The sequence below is a fragment of the Frondihabitans sp. PhB161 genome (genome assembly GCF_003814635.1).
In the GTDB taxonomy this organism is placed as follows: domain Bacteria; phylum Actinomycetota; class Actinomycetes; order Actinomycetales; family Microbacteriaceae; genus Frondihabitans.
This window is the reverse complement of sequence record NZ_RKQW01000001.1, coordinates 430,459-448,867: the sequence shown is the minus strand read 5'-3', so window position 1 is coordinate 448,867 and position 18,409 is coordinate 430,459. Positions and strand designations below refer to the sequence as shown.

Below are 18,409 nucleotides of genomic sequence, written 5' to 3'. Positions count from 1 at the left end.
CGTTACGAGTAGTCCTCGACGCGCCATTCCTCAAGCCACTCGATCTCGGGGATGTCTCCGTCGAATCGGATAGGCAGCCAGACGTAGTCGGCGATGGCGGTGTTCTCACCTCGGCCGGCGGCCATGACCGCGCCCATGTCCACGTCGGTTGGTGCCTGCGTGGCAGGGTCGGGGCGCTCGGCGCCAGAGGCCATGGTGGCGACGGAGTCGAAGACGTTGGGCATATTTTCCGGCAGCTGTGGCAGCCAGCGGTCGGCCAGGGCGATGTACAGGTCCGACTTGTCCGGGTGCTTGAAGACAGAGGTGATCTGCGACCGGAACGACGTCCGTGTGGGGTCTGTCGGGTGTGCGTCTCCGAGCACGGTCCAGGGGCCGTGATAGTCGGGGGCGTTGGCGAACTCGGAGAAGTTCGGGAAGTAGCCGGTGGTACCCGACGTGACCAGGTAATGGACGCCATCGCGTGAGAAGTAGGCCGGGGCCTCGCGGGTGAAGGGCGGTCCGGGGTGGTGCATGTGGGTCGAGTGCTTTCCGTTGACGTCGGTGTAGTCGTCGGTCAGCTCAGCGCAAACGAGGTCGGTGTGGACCTTCTCGAAGTAGTAGTACGCCTTCTTCGTCTCGGGGTCGACCGTGAGGTCGAAGTCGCCGGCGTTCATCTCGAGCGGGAGGAGGCCGGTACGGACGATGTCGTAGGGGCCGAGGAAGGAGTCAGCAGTCAGGATCGTGGACGCCTGCGTCTGCTGGTTGTCTTTGCCCATCACCTTGATCCAGCAGACGTACTTCTGAGTCAGCTCGTTGAAGATGATGTGCGGGCGGTCCATACCCTGGGTCGGGTGCAGCGGGGACTCGGGGTCGTCTTCCACGGGCGGGATGATGAGGCCGCGGTCTTCCCAGTTGTAGAGGTCGGTTGATGAGTAGGCGCGGACGCCCCAGTGCCAGATGCCGCTGCCTGGGACGGTCTTCTCCTTGTTTTCGCCGTACCAGTAGTAAACGCCGTCCTCATAGTGGACCGAGCCGCCGTGGGCCTGGATTCGGTTGCCGTTAGTATCGAGCCACACCAGGCCGGGGCGGATGGAGGTATGGGTGTCGATGGTGTCAGTCATCAACTTTTCCTAGTTGGGTGGTCGGCCACGGGATGAAGCCTTCTGCCTGGACGGTCCACGCTTCGGGGAAGGCGGGGGTGTGCCCCTCGCCGGTGGTGGCGAGAAGGGAGACGGCAGCGAGGAGGGAGCCGTTGCCGGGGAGGTAGATCGGCAGGATCGAGTGGATCTGCGGGTTGTGACCCACCGCGGTGAAGCGGTTTTTGACCTCGTCCTTCATGAGAGCGTCGATGGCGATGTCGGGGCGTCCCAGACGGGCCGCAGTCATGGCCATGACCGGGAAGTCCCACCCCCAGGCGGAGGCCCAATCCCAGTTCTCGAGGACGTCCAGGAGGGTGGCCGTCATCAGGTCGGTGTCAACGATCGGGGTCGGCGGAACGACGCCGTACGCCGCGAGCAACGCCGGGTGGTCGTCTCGACGGAGGTACGGCTCCGTCGCGATGGCGGTGTAGTGGCCGTCCTCGACATGGGGAGCGGCGAGGCCGCGCTGTACCGCCGCCCAGGAAGAGTTTCGAGGCTTACCTTGATGCTCGTTCCATCGTTGAGCGATTTCCAATCCCCACCACCAGTAGGCGAGTTCATAGGTGGGGTCCTCGGTGACGCTGACGTCGTAGAACTCTTGCGCGGGCATCACGGGCGGCAGAAGGTGGAACGTACCGTCGCGTTCTTCGGCGAAAGCGGCCATGAACTCGGCGGTCGCGGTTACGACATCGGCGAACTCATCGACCAGGGCGGCCCGGTCTGTGGCCGTCGAAGCTTCGAAGACGAGTTGGAGCAGGTACAGGATGTGCGGCTGTTGCCAGATCAGGAACGACCCGATCGGGTCGGGGCTTTCTCGCCCTTCGGGTCCGACCTGCTTGGGCCAGCGTCCGCCGGGGTAGCCCTGGTGTTTCGCGGTGCTGAGGGCCTGGGGCAGGATCGCGTTGTACCAGGACAGGCTCCGACGGAGAAGCTCAGGACGTCCCCACGCTGCAAAGTGCGCGGCGTGCCAGAAGTGCATCTCCAGGTGCGACTTTCCCGACCAAGAGTTCGTTATGAGCCCAGTCTCCTGAGGCGGCATGTCGCCGGCCGAGTTGACGGTGGTGAGGTACTGCGACAAGACGATGCGCCGCTCCAGCTCCGCCGCGCGAGGGTCAGCGGTGCCTCCAAAATCGATTGCTGCACCCGAGGCCCAGAAAGCGCTCCAGTAGTCAGCGGCGTTGTGGGACACCTCCGTGAACGACGTCACTTCGATCTGCGTCTGATTGTGCCGGAAGCTGACGACGAGTTCGAGGCTTGACTCGGTGCCAGAAAGCTCGAACTCGTGCGGCTGCGCCGACGTGATCTCTCCTCCGTTGAAAGCGAGGTCGACGTCGTACGTGGTGGTGTCGACGACGCGGTGGATGGTGGCGGAACCGGGCGTCGTTGTCAGCGTGGAGCTGTGTCTCTGGGGTCGCGTCCAGTCGGAGGTCTGGAAGAAGCCCTGGTGCGCGTAAGGGAACTTCAAGCCGACCGCGAGCCGACCGGAGGTGAGCAGGTTGCTCTCGATCCGGAAGGCCACGGTGGCGGCGTCGGGCGACGCAACCGTGGTGACTCGCATGTTCTCGCCGGCGTAGACGTACCGCGTCTCGATGGTGCCGGTCCAGAGGTCGAGTCGCTGGTCGATCTCGCTCAAGTCCGCCGGAGAGACCGGGAGTGCGGCACCGTCAGCGTCGCGGAAGAGTAATCCGATGCGTCCGAGGTCGAGGCGTTGCGGGTTGGCGTTCAGCCAGGCTCCAGGCAGGTTCTCGTCGCTGATCTGGCCACGCATGGCACCCTCGAGATCGTGACGGTCGGGGTAGCGGACGGACCCGCGTCGGGTGGCGTGTGCGGACATGGCGTCCTCAAGAACGTAGCCCTCAGGGTTAGGCATCTCGTGCCAGCCCCAGCTGCTCATGGTCGCGGTGTTAATCGCCGTCCGGCCTTCCATGACAGCCGACAGCTGGTCGTAGTAGCCCGCGAAGGTCTGCATGCCCGAGACGTCGGCGGTGTAGGCGAAGTTGCCATTGCCCACCGTCAGGACATGCTCGGGGTTCGGTTCGTGGAGGACGACATTGTGCCGGCGGACGAGCGCCTCCCGGTCAATCGGAGTCGTGGCGGGCAGGTCGGGGTGCGTCACGGCTGGAGTTCTTCCTCGAGTTTGGTCATATCGTCGAAGTCAGCGCTCAGTTGTTCGGTGTCGCCGGTGACTGCGATGGTGGTGCGGCTCGTCGCGAGTCCGTCAGCGGTGACCTCGACGGTGATCGTGCCCGTTCCCGTGGGCCGGACGATTGCGAGGGCGGTCCCGTCGAATGTCGTGCACGTGGTGCCGTCGAATGGTTCGGCCGAATCCGGTTGACCCGTCCCCAGACCCACGAGAACACCGGGACCGCTAACGGTGACGGAGACCTGACGGTCGGAGTCGGTGAACAGGACGCCGTTCTCATCACGGAATTCGATGGTCACGAAACCCAAGGCCGACGTGTCGTTGCTGATCTCATGGCGATCGCACTCCACCTTCAGGAGCACTTGCCCTCGAGCAGTGACTAGGCGCGTGCTCTCTGCAGGTTCGCCGTTCCGGATCGCGACAGCAACCAGCTCACCCGGTTTGTACGTCACGTCGAACGTCGCCAAGAACTTCTTAGCAAGCCCCGTCGGGGTGCGTGCAATGCATTCGCCGTTGAGCTGAAGCTCAACTTCGTCGGCGTCGCTGTAGACCTCGACGGTGACAGGCGCGCCAGCCTCGGCGGACCAGGTCCAGGAGCTGACCGAGTCGGACCAGGCCCAACCGCCGGTGATGGCGGTCTTACCGTGAAGCTTCGGCCGGATTACGGCGATGTAGGGCGCACTGCGGAGGCCGAATATCGTCTCGCGATAGTAGGAGATGGTGCGTCGGCGGCCGGTGATGTCGAGGTCACCGCACCAGGCGGTCCGCCAGGGGAAAGGCGCTTCAAACTCCGGGGGCTCGCCCTGGTAGCGGGTGCGTCCGATGCCGACCTCGCCGAGGTAGTCCCAGCCGGACCAGGTGAAGTCCCCGATGACGCGGGAGTTGCTCTCGACGAGGTCCCAGAGGACGTCAATGTGGCTGGGGAAAGTTTCGGTGCCGACGATGATGCGGTTCGGGTTCAGCTCCCGGTCGACCTCGTAGCGACCGTCGCCGTAGTTGATGCCGGCGACGTCGAGCACCGAGAACGACTCGGCGGTCTTGGATGTGACGAGCGGGGAGGCGCTGATGCGGTTCATCATGTCGCCGAAGGAGGCCATGGCGTCGTTGACGCCCTCGGCGCCGCCGTCTCTTGCGGGCATCATGGCCATCACGTCCGTCAGCGCGGACACGAACCCGTTGATGCCGTTGGTGACAAACCGAGTGCTGTCCAACTGGCGGACTTTCTCAGCGAGGCGGCGACCCATTTCGGACCCGAGGCCCTGGCCGGTCTCGGGGATCTCGTTCCCGATCGAGTAGAAGATGACGCTCGGGTGATTGAAGTCCTTCTCAACCATGGCTTCCACGTCACGTTCCCACCACTCGGGGAACGACAACGAGTAGTCGAACGAAGACTTACCTTCGGTCCACATGTCAAAGGTCTCGTCCATGACCAACATTCCGAGCCGGTCACACGCGTCGAGCATGGCGGTACTGAGGGGGTTGTGGGCACTACGGATGGCGTTGAAGCCGGCTTCCTTCAAAAGCTCCACTCGGCGCTCTTCTGCCCGGCCGATGGTGGCTGCCCCCAGCAGTCCGTTGTCGTGGTGAATGCAGGCACCACGGAGCTTGATGCTTTGGCCGTTGATCCGAAGACCGTTGTGCGGGTCGAGGCGAAGGTCCCGGACGCCGACTGTTGTGCTGGTTTCGTCGATGACGTCGTCGCCGTAGCGAACCGTGACCCTGGCGGTGTACAGGTACGGGTCGTCGACGTTCCACCGGTGCGGGTTCTCGAGATAGATGCGGTGTCGCGAGGTCGCTGAGCCCCGTGACCTGAGAGTCACTAGCGATGACTCGTGCGCAACGGAGTTTCCATCTGCATCCGTGAGGTTGCTGTCGATGGAGACGGTCGTCGACTGCAGGCCGTCATTGCTGCTTTGGATGTCCAGCTCGACAACGGCGAGGTCGTCGTCGATCGTGGGCGTGGTGACGTGCACGGAGTCGAGATGAGTTAGGTCGGTGACGTGCAGCAGGACGTCTCTGGTGATTCCCACGCCGGTGTACCAACGCGAGTCGTCGAACGCGCGTACGTCGACGCGGATCGAGTTGGTGTCTCCGTAGTTCAAGAAATCGTTGAGAGGGACGGTGAAGCTGGAATACCCGTAGGGCCGCTGCCCGGCGTAGTTTCCGTTGACGTACACCACGGCGTCGCGGTAGGCCCCTTGAATCTCGAGGGTGATCTTCTTGTTGCGGTAGTCCTCGGGTACGTCGAGATCTTTGGCGTATTCGAACGACGCCGCCGCCGGGAAGTAGGCAGATTTACCCTGGCCGTCTGCCACTCTCGGTTGCGAGATGAGGGCGTCATGCGGGAGCGTGACGGGGATAGCCGGCTCTCCCCCGCCGCCGATCTGGGCGAAGATGCTTTTTTTCGGACGGACGGTCCAGTTCTCGTTAAAGGCGAGCGTGGTCATGAAAGACGACTTTCTATTCGGCTGGACTTGTCCGCAACGCCCGTGCCATGCGTCGGGCGCTGCGGGAATCGGGCTAGCGGGGAACGTGAATGCTCGTTGTCGAATCTTGGCTGCGCCGGCCGACGGCGATCGGAATGATCGCGGCAGCACCGACGACGCCGATGATCGCTCCGACGACGTAGACGGCGGTGTACCCGCCGGCGGCAATTGCGATGATTCCACCAGCGATAAGCGGACCGAACGCCTGCGGAACCTGGTTTGCGAGCTGGATGATGCTCATGAAGCGACCGTTCTGGTTCTCCTCGCTCGGGAGAACGTCCAGCTGAATGGCCTGGTCCACCGCGCCATAGATTCCGACGGCGAGCGTGCTGATAGCGCTTCCGATGAGGTATTGAAGTTCGCTCTGCATGAATGCGACCGTGAGCATTCCCGCAGCGAGGATGATGCCGGCGCCGACGAGGAAGGGCTTACGACTGTGGAGCTTGTCGGAGATGTACCCGCTGAGAACGGCACCAAGGATCGCCGTGATGATTCCAAGGCCGCCCGCCGTGGCGACGATCCCTGCTGTCTCCGCAGGTGATGTCGAAAGGCGCTGACTAACTAGGTAAACGCCGTACGTGGTGGAGAACGAAAGAGCGAGGAACACCAGTGCTCGGCTGATCCACACCCATCCGACATTGGGGAACTTGCGAGGGTTGAAGTAGAAGCCGCGTGAGAGGGTTTTGAAGTCGATGGGGCCGGGAGTTTCAGTTACCGCCTTGTCGTTCATGACTGCGACAAAGATGAGCGCGACGACCAGAGCTAGAAGAGCCGGTGCAAGGAACATCACGAGGGGAATGTGAACGAATGCGCCGGCGAAGACGATGCCGACGATGGGACCAATCTGAGTGACCGCACCTCCGAGACCGGCAACTCGACCGCGCTGTTCTTCAGGGAGGATCTCGCTCTGGTGTGTGAGAAGCATCGCTCCGGAGATCGAGAAGCCCACGTACGCGATGGACCAGCCGACGATCAGCACCAGGATGCTCGGAGCGAGGCCAACGATTGCGGACCCGACGAGGCCGAGAACGATTCCCCCGATGAACCAGGGGCGGCGCCTCCCGAAGCGGGACCTGGTGCGGTCACTGAGCACGCCGGCAAGGGGGCTGGTGATGAGGACGATGATGCCTGGGATGGCGATGGCTAACGCGATGGCACCGTTTTTGCCCGCGGGGTCGATCTGCTCGACCCGAATGGAAAGTGAGTAGCCGATCGGAGTGACCCAAGCAACGTAAAGCGCCAAGTTGGCCGCGACTAGGCCCACTATGTAGCGCTTGCTGATCTTCTTGAGCGGCTCACCAGTGGTCCGGATTTGCGAGCCGATCAACTCGGCCTCGGTCTCGAGCGCGCTAGGCACTCCTAGGGGTACGTCGGCGGCGCCCCGAACTGTGCCGGGCGTCGGACCGCTGGGCGGTTGGGGTTCAGAAGCTTTCATGCTGACTCCTTTGTCGTTTCGCAAGTGGGGGAACTCACGCCGATACGTGCGTGGCTGGTTGACCGCTTGGGGGCCGCAACGCCTCAATTTGCCTTCGCAGCGCGAGTTTCGATGACAGTAACACGAATTTCGCGCGCTGGTGGTAGTTTTGTTGAACTTGCGAGACCGGAGTAAGGAGCCGCTATGGCCGACGCCAAAGTAGGGAACATGCGGGGTCCCTACGCCAAGACGGCTGCCGTCCGTGCACGGATCATCGAAGCCTGCACAGGGGTATTCGCCGAATCTGGCTACCGGGCGACGACTATGAAGGAAATAGCGGAGCGCGCCGAAATTAGCCAGCGTGGCCTCGTTCACCACTTCGGTTCAAAGGAAGAACTCCTGGCCGCCGTCATCGAAGCTCGCGAAGCGGAACTCGCGCCCGTCATGGCTCCACTGGGCGACGCGATCGGATCTTTCGTAAGCATGCTTGCTGTTCTTGCCCACGACAGCGAACGGCCGGGCTTGATCGAGCTGAACAGTCTTTTGGTTGCGGAAGGCGCGTCAAGCGAGCACCCAGCGCACGAGCACTACCAAGAGCGGTACGACGGCTTGCGCCACTACTTCGCAACGGCGTTCGACCAGCTCCGGGAGTCGGGGGACCTCAACTCAGAACTCGACTCGAGTTCATTGGCGTCTGGCTTTGTGGGACTCCTCGAAGGGCTCCAGGTGCAGTGGCTCTACAACCCGGACGCGATCCGCATCGACGTGATCCTTCGCGCTTTCCTCGAGGCGGTCATCCCAGACTTTGCTCTGCTGAGCAAGAAGGCAGTCGCCTTTCCCGCCTGACCAATGCAGGGACTTGGTCGGAGGAGATGCCGACCTCATGACGGCACTACGTCGACCAGGTCGGCTTCGGTCTCGACCACGACGTGTCCCCGGGGAAACGGGATGCGGTGGTGAAGCTCACTCCGCAGGGATCCTGATGCTCGATCGTCGTCGGCACGGGGGTGCTTCCAGGCGATGCGTCACCCGTGCAAGGCATCCACCTCGTCGTCGACGACGTCGCCGCCCGTGACGAGTTGGCGGGGCGAGGGGTCAAAATCAACGAACCGTACTCCATCGGAGACGGTATCTCCTACGCCCTCTTCGCGTAACCCGATGGGTATTTATGGACCTTGCAGACGATCGTCAGGACGGCAGGGCTTCCGGCCGGAGCTGACGAGGCCTGACTAGCCCTCTGTGGAGTCGTCGGGGCCTGCGAGGAATTCCAAGTCGCCGGCGCGCAGGAGCGGCAGCAAATAGCTCTTGTCCAGCACGCGCAGCGACGTCGTCGCGATTGCTTCGCGGAGGAACGGTGCTAGGGCCATGATGCCGACTCTGTTCGCGAACTCCAGGCGAATGGATTCCTCGGCCGTGTAGGGCACCTGGGATCGGTACTGCGCACCGGCGTCTGCGACAATGCGTCCTTCCGGCGTAAACATCTCAGCGCGCAGGCGCACGGTGAGGGAGTCGAGGTCGCCCATCAGCTTTAGCGAATACGACGGGCTCGCTTCTGGAAGCGGCTCGCCCTCGATGGGGTCTTCGTCGACCTTGGCGCTCATCTCGAAGAATTTGATGCCGACGAGTTCGAGGGTGGCGAGCATCTCGTGGATGTCCGCGATGACTTTGGGTTCTGCTTCTGCCGTACTGTCGCTCACGCCGCGAACTCCCGGACGCGACGGGACTCCGCCGGGTACACGCGGTCTTCGAGGCTGGCGACGACAGCGGCAAAGCCCGAGGCCTGAGCGGCCACGGGCTTCACCGTCTGCGTCTGGATGATCCAGCCGTGACGCTTTGCATCGCGCGCCTTCGCAAGAGAGACGTTCTTCGCCTCTGTGAAGCGAAGGCCCAGTGGACGAAGCGCGTACACGTCGGGAAAGACAATGCCCTGTTCTAGGACCCACTCATAGACGTCGGCCCACGCCCAGATGCGGGAGTCGCCCGCCTGACCGAACGACACGGGGAAGTCCTGACGTCGTTTACCGGTCGTCCATAGACGCACGGTTTCGCGGCTGATGTCGAGGCGGGTCGCGATTTCGGTGACGGTGACGAGGTCGAGGTCGATACGGTCGATGTGAACGCCGGGTACGGCGACATCGATATGGGTGACGAGCTGCTGGAACGCGTCGGCTTCGGATGATGCGTCGAGGTCGACGGACAGCCAGATCTCCGAGTCGCGCTCGGCGATGAGAATGCTGATGTCGGGATTGAACAGGCGATCGACCTGGGCATCGTTGGAGATGTCCAACCCAGAAGACCGCACGCTAAAGGTGAACTCCACTTTGTTCCTCTGATCGAGTGCTTATCGAGGTTACACGCCGGAGTTGGCAATTGCCAACCTCGTGGCACCTGGTGGTGTAACACCAGTTCGAGGGTGGCAATTCCTGACTACCAATGCGGACGAGTGGGCGCGTGTCCGTGCGTGCATTTCCGGGCACCGGACCAGATGGCACGGGCCGAGTTGCGAGCCGTAGAGAAGACCCTCATACGGCAGCCATCTCGGCAGAGCAACCATCCGCAGATGTGTGCGCTCGACCCAACGTTGTCGTCGTAGATCCACTGGAAATCCTTGCGGAGCGCTTTGATCGCCTTCTTGGCATCTGCGTCTTGGGGATAGCCCCCCATGTGTTCCTCCTGGCCGCCCCGCAACGGCAAATCGTGATCGTCCCGCAAGTTTACCGGCGACCTCTACGTAACCTTCAGGACCCTCGGTGCCCCGCACCGGTCAGCATCAACTACACCGCGAGTCGTGTGAAAAGGTCGCCGACGGGAGGTCGGTCATGCGGAAGAGTGTTCGCTTCCCGCGGAGGCGAACAATACTTGAACTGATGTGAAAATCACAACACTCATGTACGGTGAGAGCATGTCCGAACTTGGCGACCGCCTTTTCCAGCGCCTGGAAGACGTCCATCCCGGCGTCTCCCAGAACGAACTCGCCCGCAGAGTTGATATGGACCGCGGTGCCCTTTCGCGCGTCATGAACGGCAAGCGGGGCCTCTCGGAGCGCGAGTTGATCGCCCTCGCGAAGGAGCTGCGCACCAGCACGGACTGGATCCTTCTCGGCGAGGAGCCGTTCCCGGTCGAGATCGCGGCGCGGCACAACTACCTCGGAAATGGCATTTACTTCCTCGACAAGTCCGACGACGAGGATTCGACTGTCCGAGGCATTGCCGTCGCCTATGAACAAGCCACCGACCTTCAGGAGTGGCCGACCAAGCGGGCAGTCCCCAAGGACCCCGCAGCAGCACGCCAGCTCCTGGAGCAGGAATACGGCGCAGGCTGGCAGCGCCACTTCGCCGAAGCAGTGGAGCGCACGTTCGGCATCGACGTCGTCCGAGTGACCCTTCCCCACAAGTCCGGCCTGACTCTGCGACTGCCGAACGCTATCGTCATCGTCGTGCCCATGGAGGCGTTCTGGGCGCGTCAGAACTGGACCATCGCGCACGAGCTGGAGCACATCGCCTCCGGAGCGTTCTCCCACGACGGTGACCTGACGAAGGCGCAGGAGAATGCGGCGAACAATTTCGCGGCAGAGCTACTGTTGCCCGCAGAGGAGATCAAGTCGATTGACTGGGCCCACGTCTCCGAAGCAGATCTTGCCGCGTACCTGTGGCGCTCCGGAGCGTCGACCGAGGCTCTGGCTAACAGATTCTCGTACCTCAGAATCCAGAACCCGCCCGCTCTGTCCAAGACGACGTGGCTGGTCAGAAAGCACATCACGGGCGAGACCGTGTTCGAAAACCCCTTTGCCGAGCGCATGCAGGATGCCGCCTCTCGCCGATTCCCCGCCCGTTTGATCGCAGCGCACGAAGCAAACCCAAATACCGCCCGCACACTCGAATGGCTGCTTGGTGCGCCCTTTGAGTCAGGAATCGACAGTGACGACGAGCACGAGTCCGACGACTGGCCCGCCATCGACGATGTCGCCGCCGCGTTCGGGATGAAGACCGAGTGACGGCGATCTCGTGTACTTTCCCGACAACACAGTCCTGATCAACTTCGCCATCATCGGCGAGATGGAACTCCTCAAAACTCTCCTGCAAGGGCGCGGAACGTGGGTCGGCGCGGTCCACGCCGAATGCGAAGAGTCGAGCGACAAGGGTTATTACCCCGGCATCGAGGCGGCCTTCGACTTCATGCTGGACCCCATCATGCTGACCACTTTCGAGCGCCGTGAAGCCCGCCACATGCAGCAATACATCGCCGACCCCACCGACAAACCCACCAAGAGCCTCGGCGAGGCCGAGACCATCGCCGTAATCACCAACCGCCGCATCTCTCCCGCCGTCTTCATCACCGACGACGGCGGGGCGGTCGACTACATCGAAGAGCAGGATCTGCCCATCCAGGTCTTTTCAACCACGGACATCCTCGCTCTTGCCGTGAACGCCAAGATGCTCGATGAAGCCACGGCTATTGAACACATCGCCACGCTCGTCGCACAGAAGCGCAAACGAATCAGCCTCAACCGCTTCCGTGCCGTTCTTAATCGCCGGCGAACAGAACACGGCCGACAAGAGGACTCCAAGGCGTCGTAGATGCGCCGCGTTCGTACAGCCTCCCAAGTTCCTGGCCAAGCGACGAAGTGGCGTCCTCCCGCCCTCGCGTCGCCACCTGGACCCTGCCTACAACCATGGCTACGAGATGATGGCTGACACGACGCCCGAAGATAACCTTCCCTCGGGTGACCAAGGATTTGATGTCCGCAGTCCAAGTGATCCGGACGGCAAGGATGCCATTGCTCAGATCGCCCTGAGCGTGGCCACGAAGAACTCAACGCTCGACTGAGACAGATCGACGAGTAGATAACCGTCGCGGCCCGATAGCGCTTCGTGAGTGGCGCCGGATGGGAGTTCCAGAAGCGGCAGAAATCTTGTCGATGCTGCGACAGGCGAGCCCGGACTTATGCGGGGCAAACGGCATCGAGACTCGCAGGGCGTCGGGCGCATCCGCATCACGAAATCCGGCCAATTACGCTGAGGAAATGACACACGAGGGGCCCATCACAGCGGAGATGACGGTCGAGTGCCACGCCAGAACTTGCCCTCCTCGTCCTCCGCGCGAACGGAATCGGGACCGCTTAACCATCGAATTCGCTCATCATGGCCTTGGAGAACTTGCGGGATGAACCGGATCTCTCAACGCTGATCGAGCGCCTTTCAGATGCCTGGCCCTAGCTCAGGGCGCACGGCTGCCTGAGTCTGACGCCGTCTTCAGATTCTTGAATGCGAGTCACCGACATCGGCCTCCGCCTCGTCAACGATCCTGACGGCTTGACCAGAACATGGGCATCCGACCGGCTCGCAGGATCGCCGTTGCCGCCGAGGCCGGCGAGCAAGTCGGGTTGGCGCAACTCTTTTAGGGAGCCCTCGGCTTCGCCCCACGACGCCCCCGAAAGGGGGGTGAGCCTCGATTTGCCTCTCGATGTAGGTTCCTACATACCGGCAGGTTGTCAAACTCTCTAACCGGGAGTCAGGGCTCTATTGCCGTAGTCGACCGTCGTGAGACGTTCGGCTCCCACTTGCTCCCGGTCTGGTGTTCTGCCCAGATCCCACCAGGCCGGGCTTACGACCAGAGTGCCCGCAGAATCAGAGAACGAGCCTAGAGGCTTGGGACTGCTGCCGACTCGACTGACTTGTGCGCGTCCGATTGCCGGACCTGCCTCATGCAGCCGAGGGTGTTGTTCCACCAGGACTGATCGAGATACTCAGGTAGAAGCCCTGCCGAGAGAAGGGCGATCACGTGGTGGATCGACCATTTCACAGACAGGAAGATCAAGGAACGACTGAATCGTTTCCTGAATGCGACACACGACCGTTCGCCGGTCCGAAGCGGAGGCACCCGCCAGTGAGGTCTTGCAGCGAGCCAACGCGTCTCGCAACCGACTTTCTCGTCAGGAGTTCGCCCATGAAATGCCTGGCATTGTCGAAACTACGGCCCCCCTCTTGCGGGTCGCAAAGACATCTGCAGCCGGCCTAGCATTGCTGAGCGGGGTTGAGACCCGCGACATACGCAAAACGGGGGGCCGCGCGTGACTATAGCCACAACGGAAGCGAATACGACTGAAGTTCAGAATGATGTTCGTGAGAGCGTCTGGCGACGCCACGAGAACAACGAGCGTCTCGGAATCGACGATGCCAAGGCCCTTTGGGATTGGCTTGAAGCCAGAGAGTTCGAGGATCTGGCAACCTGGCCCCTTTCCGCGGGCGACAATCTTTTTTTCCGTGGTCAGTCGGATATCTCCTACGGCCTGACGTCGAGCTTGTACCGGCAGGTCCGAGCGGCCAAGCGCACGGGTGCGATCACGGAGAAAGATCTACGTGAGGCCGAAACGGCGCTGATTAAGGCGGTGCGAGATGAGGGGCTTGGGCGCAACCTCTCAGACTTCGAGTTGGTGACAGTCCTGCAGCACCACCTCATGCCCACCCGTCTTATCGACGTTTCCCGCAGTCCCTGGGAAAGCCTGTTCTTCGCAGTCGAGAACAATCACAGCGTCGATGGAATTCTGTTCCTCATAAATCCTTTTGGCGCAAAGGCGCTTGACTTCGAAGGTAAGGGGCTGCCATGGGCCCACTTCCGCACCGGCAAGGTCAATGGCGATAGTCGGTGGACAAATCACGTCGCTCTGATGCAACATGACGCTTTGGATCCGCGGATGCGCGCTCAGGACGGTACGTTCTTAGCCGGCGGATTGTTCCGCTCCTATCCGGGACTCGTTTTTGTCACGGCAGACGACGTGGTGCCCGCCGATTTGAGATCGGATGTCTCCAATCTCGCGCTCAAATTCCTCATCAACCGGCCAACTCAGCTTGGTAAAGAATGGGGTGGCGCTGGCTGGGTCATCCGTATCCCCGGCGATTGGAAGCGAGGCTTGTTGCGCAGGCTGAAGGCGGAACGGGACATCTCCTCCGACACGATCTATCCCGCCTTCACCGAAACTGCAAGACTCGCCAGGCACATCGTGATGCAAGCATCCGCGGCGCACGCCTAACCAAATCCCGGCAAGAGCGTTCATTCGACCGGGCCTCGCTGAACCTGACCTTGATGCTCCAGCCGGCTTTCCTTAGCGATTGCCTCCTGCGTCAAACGCGACGCAGGAAAGTGGGTTCCGTGGAACTCGATCCTCTGTCCTTGACATGCCCTCAATCGAGAACGTCGATTTGAATCCGATCAACCGTGTGTCGAATAAGGCCAGGTTCCTCGGGTACCCATACCTTTGTCCTATTGATCCCCACCGTCCTCCGGGCCTGGTGGGGCTTTTTCCTTAACCGGGTACAGGAGGCATCGGGGCTTGCCATGAGCGCGAGTGCGTAATCGTCGTCCCACAGGGAGAGCGTCGATGTGGAGAGTCCTTCAACGTGCCCCGCAATTCTCAGGCGCTGGGCGGCAAAGTTGACGATCTGGAAGTGGCCGGAGTGGTGCCGCGCGGCGAGCGTCAACGCGGGTTGCAGTGCCGTGGAGGCGGAGGCTAGGTAGATCGTGTCGTACCGCCGACTGAGGACCGCCTCGATCAAGTCGACTCCGAGCTTGATGGTGGAGCGATGGTCGTGGGGCGGCTGGCTCGGCCAGCTCCGCGAGTAGTCGAGGGGGCTGTGGACCGTGGTGGTGGCCGTTCTTTTGGTCCACCCGGAGGCCACAGACTTGGCGCGAGCGTTCGCGTCGGGTTCTCGGCTGCCTCCGGGGAGCCCCGCGTAGACCACTGTCTGGTCCACAGGGCGGAGCCGACGGCCAAGCTGGAGGTTTCGCTCGTCGATGATCGTGCCCAGGATGTTTGGGTCGAGGAACCCACGCGGGGCTCCGGCGGCCGGGGCGGTGAACAGTTCCGTGCCGTGGCGGTACATGTTCTCGTGATCCACCAGCAGGATCGACGTCCGCGTCACTCGTTCCAATTCGCACTTGTCTGGTTGCTGGCGGCGCTGGGCACTCGGCCGAGGGCCTGGGTCCAGTCAAGTGGACGGGTGGGCCCAGGCGCCGGTAGCGGGTACCTCTCGATAGCCAGGCGGACGTGGCGGATGCTGCGGTTGACCTTCTTCGCGAGGGAGCCCAAAGTCGATACGCCAAGGGAGATCGATTCGTGGAGCAGGGCGGTGTCGATGTCATCGAGAGGCCGTCCCGGAAAGGAGGCGGATTCGACTTCCGAGATCGGGGGCGACCATGTGACTGGCTCATTGACTCCGCTGTGTGCCAGCCAGCTCGACAGGTAGTTGTCGATCTCCTCGGCAAGTGGCGCGGTGATGGAAAGAGTGAAGGCTGTATAGAGGGCTGCGTCGTCTCGGCGACTACCGCGCATCCATTCCCTCGGAATGTCGACGTCGTTGGTCCCGACGAATCGCATGTAGGCGTACCGGTAGGCCATGAGGGCGCGCGTGCCGCCTCCGGGGTTGATGCCGACGTGTTCGCTGATCCGCCGCCAGTGCTCGGGGTGCATGAATCGACTGTCTGAGGCGATGCGGCGGCGGCGGGCGTAATCGATGGCTGAAGGGTGCTGGCGGAGTAGGTCGTTCAGCAGGGTGAGGGTGGTGAGAACGCCGCGTGTTTGGGCCTCGTTTCCGAAGAATTCGGGGCGCATTGTGCGCCATGGCCGGTCTCTGACGAAGCTCGGTCCTGGGCGGGTCAGCAGTTTGTCATTGTTCGCAAGCTTGGTGCCGACGGACATCGCGACTCGAAAAGCGTCCAAGTTGTAGTGCCCGCCAAAGTCGACAGCTGCCGTCCACTCCGGCCAAAGGACAACAGGGACCTCATTCTCGTCGAGCGTCTCGCGGCGCGGTTGCTGGTCGGTCTGTCGGTGCACTGCGGTTCCAAGGGCAAGCCGATCGCTGGTTTTGAAGTCCCGGTCAAGGGAGCAGAGCATTCGGTGACGAAGCTCGCGTGAGCAGTCTCCCCAGCGCTCTATGAGTTCGAGTGGGCTGCCGAGCCCATTGGAGTTGTTCGTCGGGTTGTCACCCTCTCTGTAGCTCAGGATCACTCGGCGCAGATCTTGGTGTACCTCCGCATAGGGCGCGGCGATGAGTCGGAGCGCCCAGGTGGTCATGGCGGCCATGTAGAGCGCATCTTTGGGGGCTGTCGCGCCGATGCGTTCTTCTGTAGGTTCCAATCCTCGGAGGATGGCCCGCTCGAGGCCTGAGTTGTCCTCGAGGTCGTCGGAGAGTTTGGCTGCAATGATGCCTTTGCCTGTGGAACGAAGATCTCCAAGAACACCGGTGACTTCGGCGTTGGGCATCACGCCGATGACGTCGTCGAGGAGGCTCTGGGTGCGGAGGATCGGGTGGCCCTCCGGAAGGTATTCCGCCTCTGTCGTGGATAGGTCGAAGCCGCAGATCTTGTCGACGTTGGCGGGCACACGTGTCGTGCAGGAGCCCGGAGCGAGAAGGTACCTGTTGCGTCCCTCGCGGGACTTGGCTGGCTCTTGGCAGCTGGGGCAGGCATCTCGCAGAAGGCATCGATGTGTGGTGCACGCGAAGCTCCAGCTCAGTCTCCAGTCCAGCTTGTATGCGCCACGGTTCTCCTTGAGGCAGTCGGGGCAGTAACGGGTGCCGTCAGCACGTGCCCACCAGCGGAGTCTCCTGATGCGGTGGTTCTCGTCGAACTGCACCACGCGGCCATCGTGCCGGGCCAGCGTCATGTGCCGCAGTGAGGCGACGGAAATGCCACTGACGGTGCTGATTTTCTCAGCGGCTCTCTCCGGGAGGTAGTCGCCCCAGGTGCGGCTTTCCTTTGCTTCATCAGCCGTTAGTTGGAAGTGCTCGAACAGGCTTTGCCGGCTCGCGAAAAGGTGATGCGCGAAGCGCGTCAGCCAACTCTCGAGGGACTCGCCAGCAGCGGGGTCGAGACGCAACGCCGAGGGTTGGACCGTCTTGGCGGGTTCGATCGCCGGCGCTGTGGACCGGGTGGCCATCAGTGATGCGGTCATGCGCTGCGCCGTTCAAGCGAGGCAGAGCGGCGCGCGGGCCGTTCGCGTTCAGCTCGGCGTGCTGCGGCAACCGCGGCCCGGGTTGCCTGGGATGGCTTGGACTCGAACATGCCAGCGCGGAGCCCGTGAAGGTGAGCCTCGCGGTTCTTCTCGACGACCGCTTCGATTTTGACGGCGTCCAACAGCGCGCGGCTGAATCGTTCTTCGCCGGTGTAGATCGCTCGTCCGGCGGCCCGGTTGACTAGCGTGAACACGCTCTGGATGCGCCCTTGGGTGCGTGCGAAGACGTAGTCTGCGAACTCCTCGGACAGCATCCCTCGGTATTTGTCCGAGAGGACGAGGCGGTCTTCGAGGTTGAGCAAAAGCTCCCACCAGGCAAGCCGGTTCTCTTCGGTGTCGATGCGGAACGGGGCGACGTCGAGGTAGGTCCAGCGACTCTCCGTCTGTTCCCTGGCGGCGTCTCGTGCTCCCCCCTCCAGCATCGAGTTGGCGGCTCGCACGCCGTGGCCTGCGAAGACGAGCGTCACGGGGAACTCGTTGGCGAGAAACTTGAAGTAGTTCTGCATTCGCCTGCCTGATGCACCCTCCATGGACAGGAACTGGATCTCGTCGATGAAGATGATGCGGGTTCGGCAGGCCTTGACCGCGCGGAGAAGCCTGTCGTGGATCTCTTTGGAGCTTCCGTTGGTGGGCAGGCCCAGGAAGGTGCACATTTTCTGCCCGATCTCCTTGTCTGTTGAACGTTCTTTCAGTGAGATCCGGATGATTGGCACACGTTCGCTGCCGTCCGGCGTGCGTGCTCCTTTCACAAGCTCGGTCGCCTGGAAGTCCATGAGATAGGAGTTGACGATGGTGGATTTTCCATGACCGGGAGGGCCATCGATCGCGATCGCTCCACGGACCTTCTCGCCGGTGTGGTGATTCGTGTTGACGATGTCGCGCAGGTTGTCCTTGATGTAGGTCATCTGGGGTGTGGGGATGATTCCGGGGTTGGCGTGCCAGCGGTTTCGGCGTTGGTTGTATGCGTCAAAATCCCGGTCGCTCAGGTCGTCGAGTTGGGCCAGGGTGAGTTGCTCCGGTTTCGTCAGGCGGCGTGGGATGGAGAGTTCGAGCCATTCTGACCAGACCGACGGCACTCGTTCGTCGAAGTCGCCAGGAACACTCTCTTCTTGGGGCGCTAGGCGCTGAGGCGCGGGTCCCGGGAGGATGGCGCGGATGGGGTCGGGGTCGTTGAGCCAGCTGGTGTCGACGTCGTCGAGTGAAATGGTCGGGGCGAGGAAGGCCAGTTCGGTGGTCATG

General features: G+C 62.3%; 15 protein-coding genes. 6 read left to right on the top strand and 9 right to left on the bottom strand.

Annotated features, from left to right (window positions below; genetic code table 11):
- Nucleotides 1-2 precede the first annotated feature (2 nt).
- The 4 genes from EDF39_RS02305 to EDF39_RS02290 form a co-directional block, all read right to left on the bottom strand.
- On the bottom strand, nucleotides 3-1,100 hold the full coding sequence (locus EDF39_RS02305; protein WP_123940125.1) for a family 43 glycosylhydrolase: 1,098 nt from the start codon (nucleotides 1,098-1,100) through the stop codon (nucleotides 3-5).
- Complete coding sequence (locus EDF39_RS02300; RefSeq protein ID WP_123940123.1) at nucleotides 1,093-3,234, bottom strand: hypothetical protein; 2,142 nt, start codon at nucleotides 3,232-3,234, stop codon at nucleotides 1,093-1,095. The genes EDF39_RS02305 and EDF39_RS02300 overlap by 8 nt, the downstream gene beginning before the upstream one ends.
- Nucleotides 3,231-5,708 carry a glycoside hydrolase family 2 TIM barrel-domain containing protein gene (locus EDF39_RS02295; RefSeq protein WP_123940121.1) on the bottom strand — a complete coding sequence of 826 codons (2,478 nt, stop codon included), beginning with the start codon at nucleotides 5,706-5,708 and terminating at the stop codon, nucleotides 3,231-3,233. Before EDF39_RS02295 ends, EDF39_RS02300 begins: the two co-directional genes overlap by 4 nt.
- A gap of 73 nt (nucleotides 5,709-5,781) precedes the next feature.
- Nucleotides 5,782-7,182 (bottom strand): MFS transporter, encoded by a 1,401-nt coding sequence (locus tag EDF39_RS02290; RefSeq protein WP_123940119.1) that lies wholly within the window; start codon nucleotides 7,180-7,182, stop codon nucleotides 5,782-5,784.
- 183 nt (nucleotides 7,183-7,365) lie between these two features.
- On the opposite strand from EDF39_RS02290, the gene EDF39_RS02285 reads away from it, so the two are divergent.
- A complete protein-coding gene (locus EDF39_RS02285; protein ID WP_123940117.1) occupies nucleotides 7,366-8,007 on the top strand; it encodes a TetR/AcrR family transcriptional regulator in 642 nt (213 codons plus the stop codon).
- A 185-nt stretch (nucleotides 8,008-8,192) separates the two neighbouring features.
- On the top strand, nucleotides 8,193-8,315 hold the full coding sequence (locus EDF39_RS17760; protein ID WP_255410105.1) for a hypothetical protein: 123 nt from the start codon (nucleotides 8,193-8,195) through the stop codon (nucleotides 8,313-8,315).
- A gap of 75 nt (nucleotides 8,316-8,390) precedes the next feature.
- On the opposite strand, the gene EDF39_RS02280 is transcribed toward EDF39_RS17760, so the two are convergent.
- Together EDF39_RS02280 and EDF39_RS02275 are read right to left on the bottom strand one after the other, a co-directional pair.
- A complete protein-coding gene (locus tag EDF39_RS02280; RefSeq protein ID WP_123940112.1) occupies nucleotides 8,391-8,858 on the bottom strand; it encodes a hypothetical protein in 468 nt (155 codons plus the stop codon).
- Nucleotides 8,855-9,448 (bottom strand): hypothetical protein, encoded by a 594-nt coding sequence (locus tag EDF39_RS02275; RefSeq protein WP_123940110.1) that lies wholly within the window; start codon nucleotides 9,446-9,448, stop codon nucleotides 8,855-8,857. The genes EDF39_RS02280 and EDF39_RS02275 overlap by 4 nt, the downstream gene beginning before the upstream one ends.
- 615 nt (nucleotides 9,449-10,063) lie before the next feature.
- On the opposite strand from EDF39_RS02275, the gene EDF39_RS02270 reads away from it, so the two are divergent.
- From EDF39_RS02270 to EDF39_RS02260, 4 genes are all read left to right on the top strand, one after another.
- Nucleotides 10,064-11,155: an ImmA/IrrE family metallo-endopeptidase gene (locus tag EDF39_RS02270; RefSeq protein WP_158613127.1), complete on the top strand. Its 1,092-nt coding sequence runs from the start codon at nucleotides 10,064-10,066 to the stop codon at nucleotides 11,153-11,155.
- Nucleotides 11,156-11,165: 10 nt separating this feature from the next.
- Complete coding sequence (locus EDF39_RS02265) at nucleotides 11,166-11,738, top strand: hypothetical protein (RefSeq protein ID WP_123940106.1); 573 nt, start codon at nucleotides 11,166-11,168, stop codon at nucleotides 11,736-11,738.
- 109 nt (nucleotides 11,739-11,847) lie between these two features.
- Nucleotides 11,848-11,988, top strand: a complete 141-nt coding sequence (locus tag EDF39_RS17410; protein ID WP_158613126.1) for a hypothetical protein — start codon at nucleotides 11,848-11,850, stop codon at nucleotides 11,986-11,988.
- A gap of 1,243 nt (nucleotides 11,989-13,231) precedes the next feature.
- A complete protein-coding gene (locus tag EDF39_RS02260; RefSeq protein WP_123940104.1) occupies nucleotides 13,232-14,191 on the top strand; it encodes an FRG domain-containing protein in 960 nt (319 codons plus the stop codon).
- A gap of 151 nt (nucleotides 14,192-14,342) precedes the next feature.
- On the opposite strand, the gene EDF39_RS02255 is transcribed toward EDF39_RS02260, so the two are convergent.
- Genes EDF39_RS02255 through EDF39_RS02245 form a run of 3 tightly spaced genes read right to left on the bottom strand, consistent with a single transcriptional unit; the run spans nucleotide 14,343 to nucleotide 18,408 of the window.
- A complete protein-coding gene (locus EDF39_RS02255) occupies nucleotides 14,343-15,056 on the bottom strand; it encodes a hypothetical protein (RefSeq protein WP_123940102.1) in 714 nt (237 codons plus the stop codon).
- A 20-nt stretch (nucleotides 15,057-15,076) separates the two neighbouring features.
- A complete protein-coding gene (locus tag EDF39_RS02250) occupies nucleotides 15,077-17,110 on the bottom strand; it encodes a TniQ family protein (RefSeq protein WP_123940100.1) in 2,034 nt (677 codons plus the stop codon).
- A complete protein-coding gene (locus tag EDF39_RS02245; RefSeq protein ID WP_123940098.1) occupies nucleotides 17,107-18,408 on the bottom strand; it encodes an ATP-binding protein in 1,302 nt (433 codons plus the stop codon). Before EDF39_RS02245 ends, EDF39_RS02250 begins: the two co-directional genes overlap by 4 nt.
- Nucleotide 18,409 lies beyond the last annotated feature (1 nt).

What these genes read in the sequence shown, in the direction of transcription:
- EDF39_RS02305 (WP_123940125.1), bottom strand. Translation starts at nt 1,100, where the DNA reads ATGACTGACACCATCGACACCCATACCTCCATCCGCCCCGGCCTGGTG.
- EDF39_RS02295 (WP_123940121.1), bottom strand. Translation starts at nt 5,708, where the DNA reads ATGACCACGCTCGCCTTTAACGAGAACTGGACCGTCCGTCCGAAAAAA.
- EDF39_RS02290 (WP_123940119.1), bottom strand. Translation starts at nt 7,182, where the DNA reads ATGAAAGCTTCTGAACCCCAACCGCCCAGCGGTCCGACGCCCGGCACA.
- EDF39_RS02285 (WP_123940117.1), top strand. Translation starts at nt 7,366, where the DNA reads ATGGCCGACGCCAAAGTAGGGAACATGCGGGGTCCCTACGCCAAGACG.
- EDF39_RS02270 (WP_158613127.1), top strand. Translation starts at nt 10,064, where the DNA reads ATGTCCGAACTTGGCGACCGCCTTTTCCAGCGCCTGGAAGACGTCCAT.
- EDF39_RS17410 (WP_158613126.1), top strand. Translation starts at nt 11,848, where the DNA reads ATGGCTGACACGACGCCCGAAGATAACCTTCCCTCGGGTGACCAAGGA.
- EDF39_RS02250 (WP_123940100.1), bottom strand. Translation starts at nt 17,110, where the DNA reads ATGACCGCATCACTGATGGCCACCCGGTCCACAGCGCCGGCGATCGAA.
- EDF39_RS02245 (WP_123940098.1), bottom strand. Translation starts at nt 18,408, where the DNA reads ATGACCACCGAACTGGCCTTCCTCGCCCCGACCATTTCACTCGACGAC.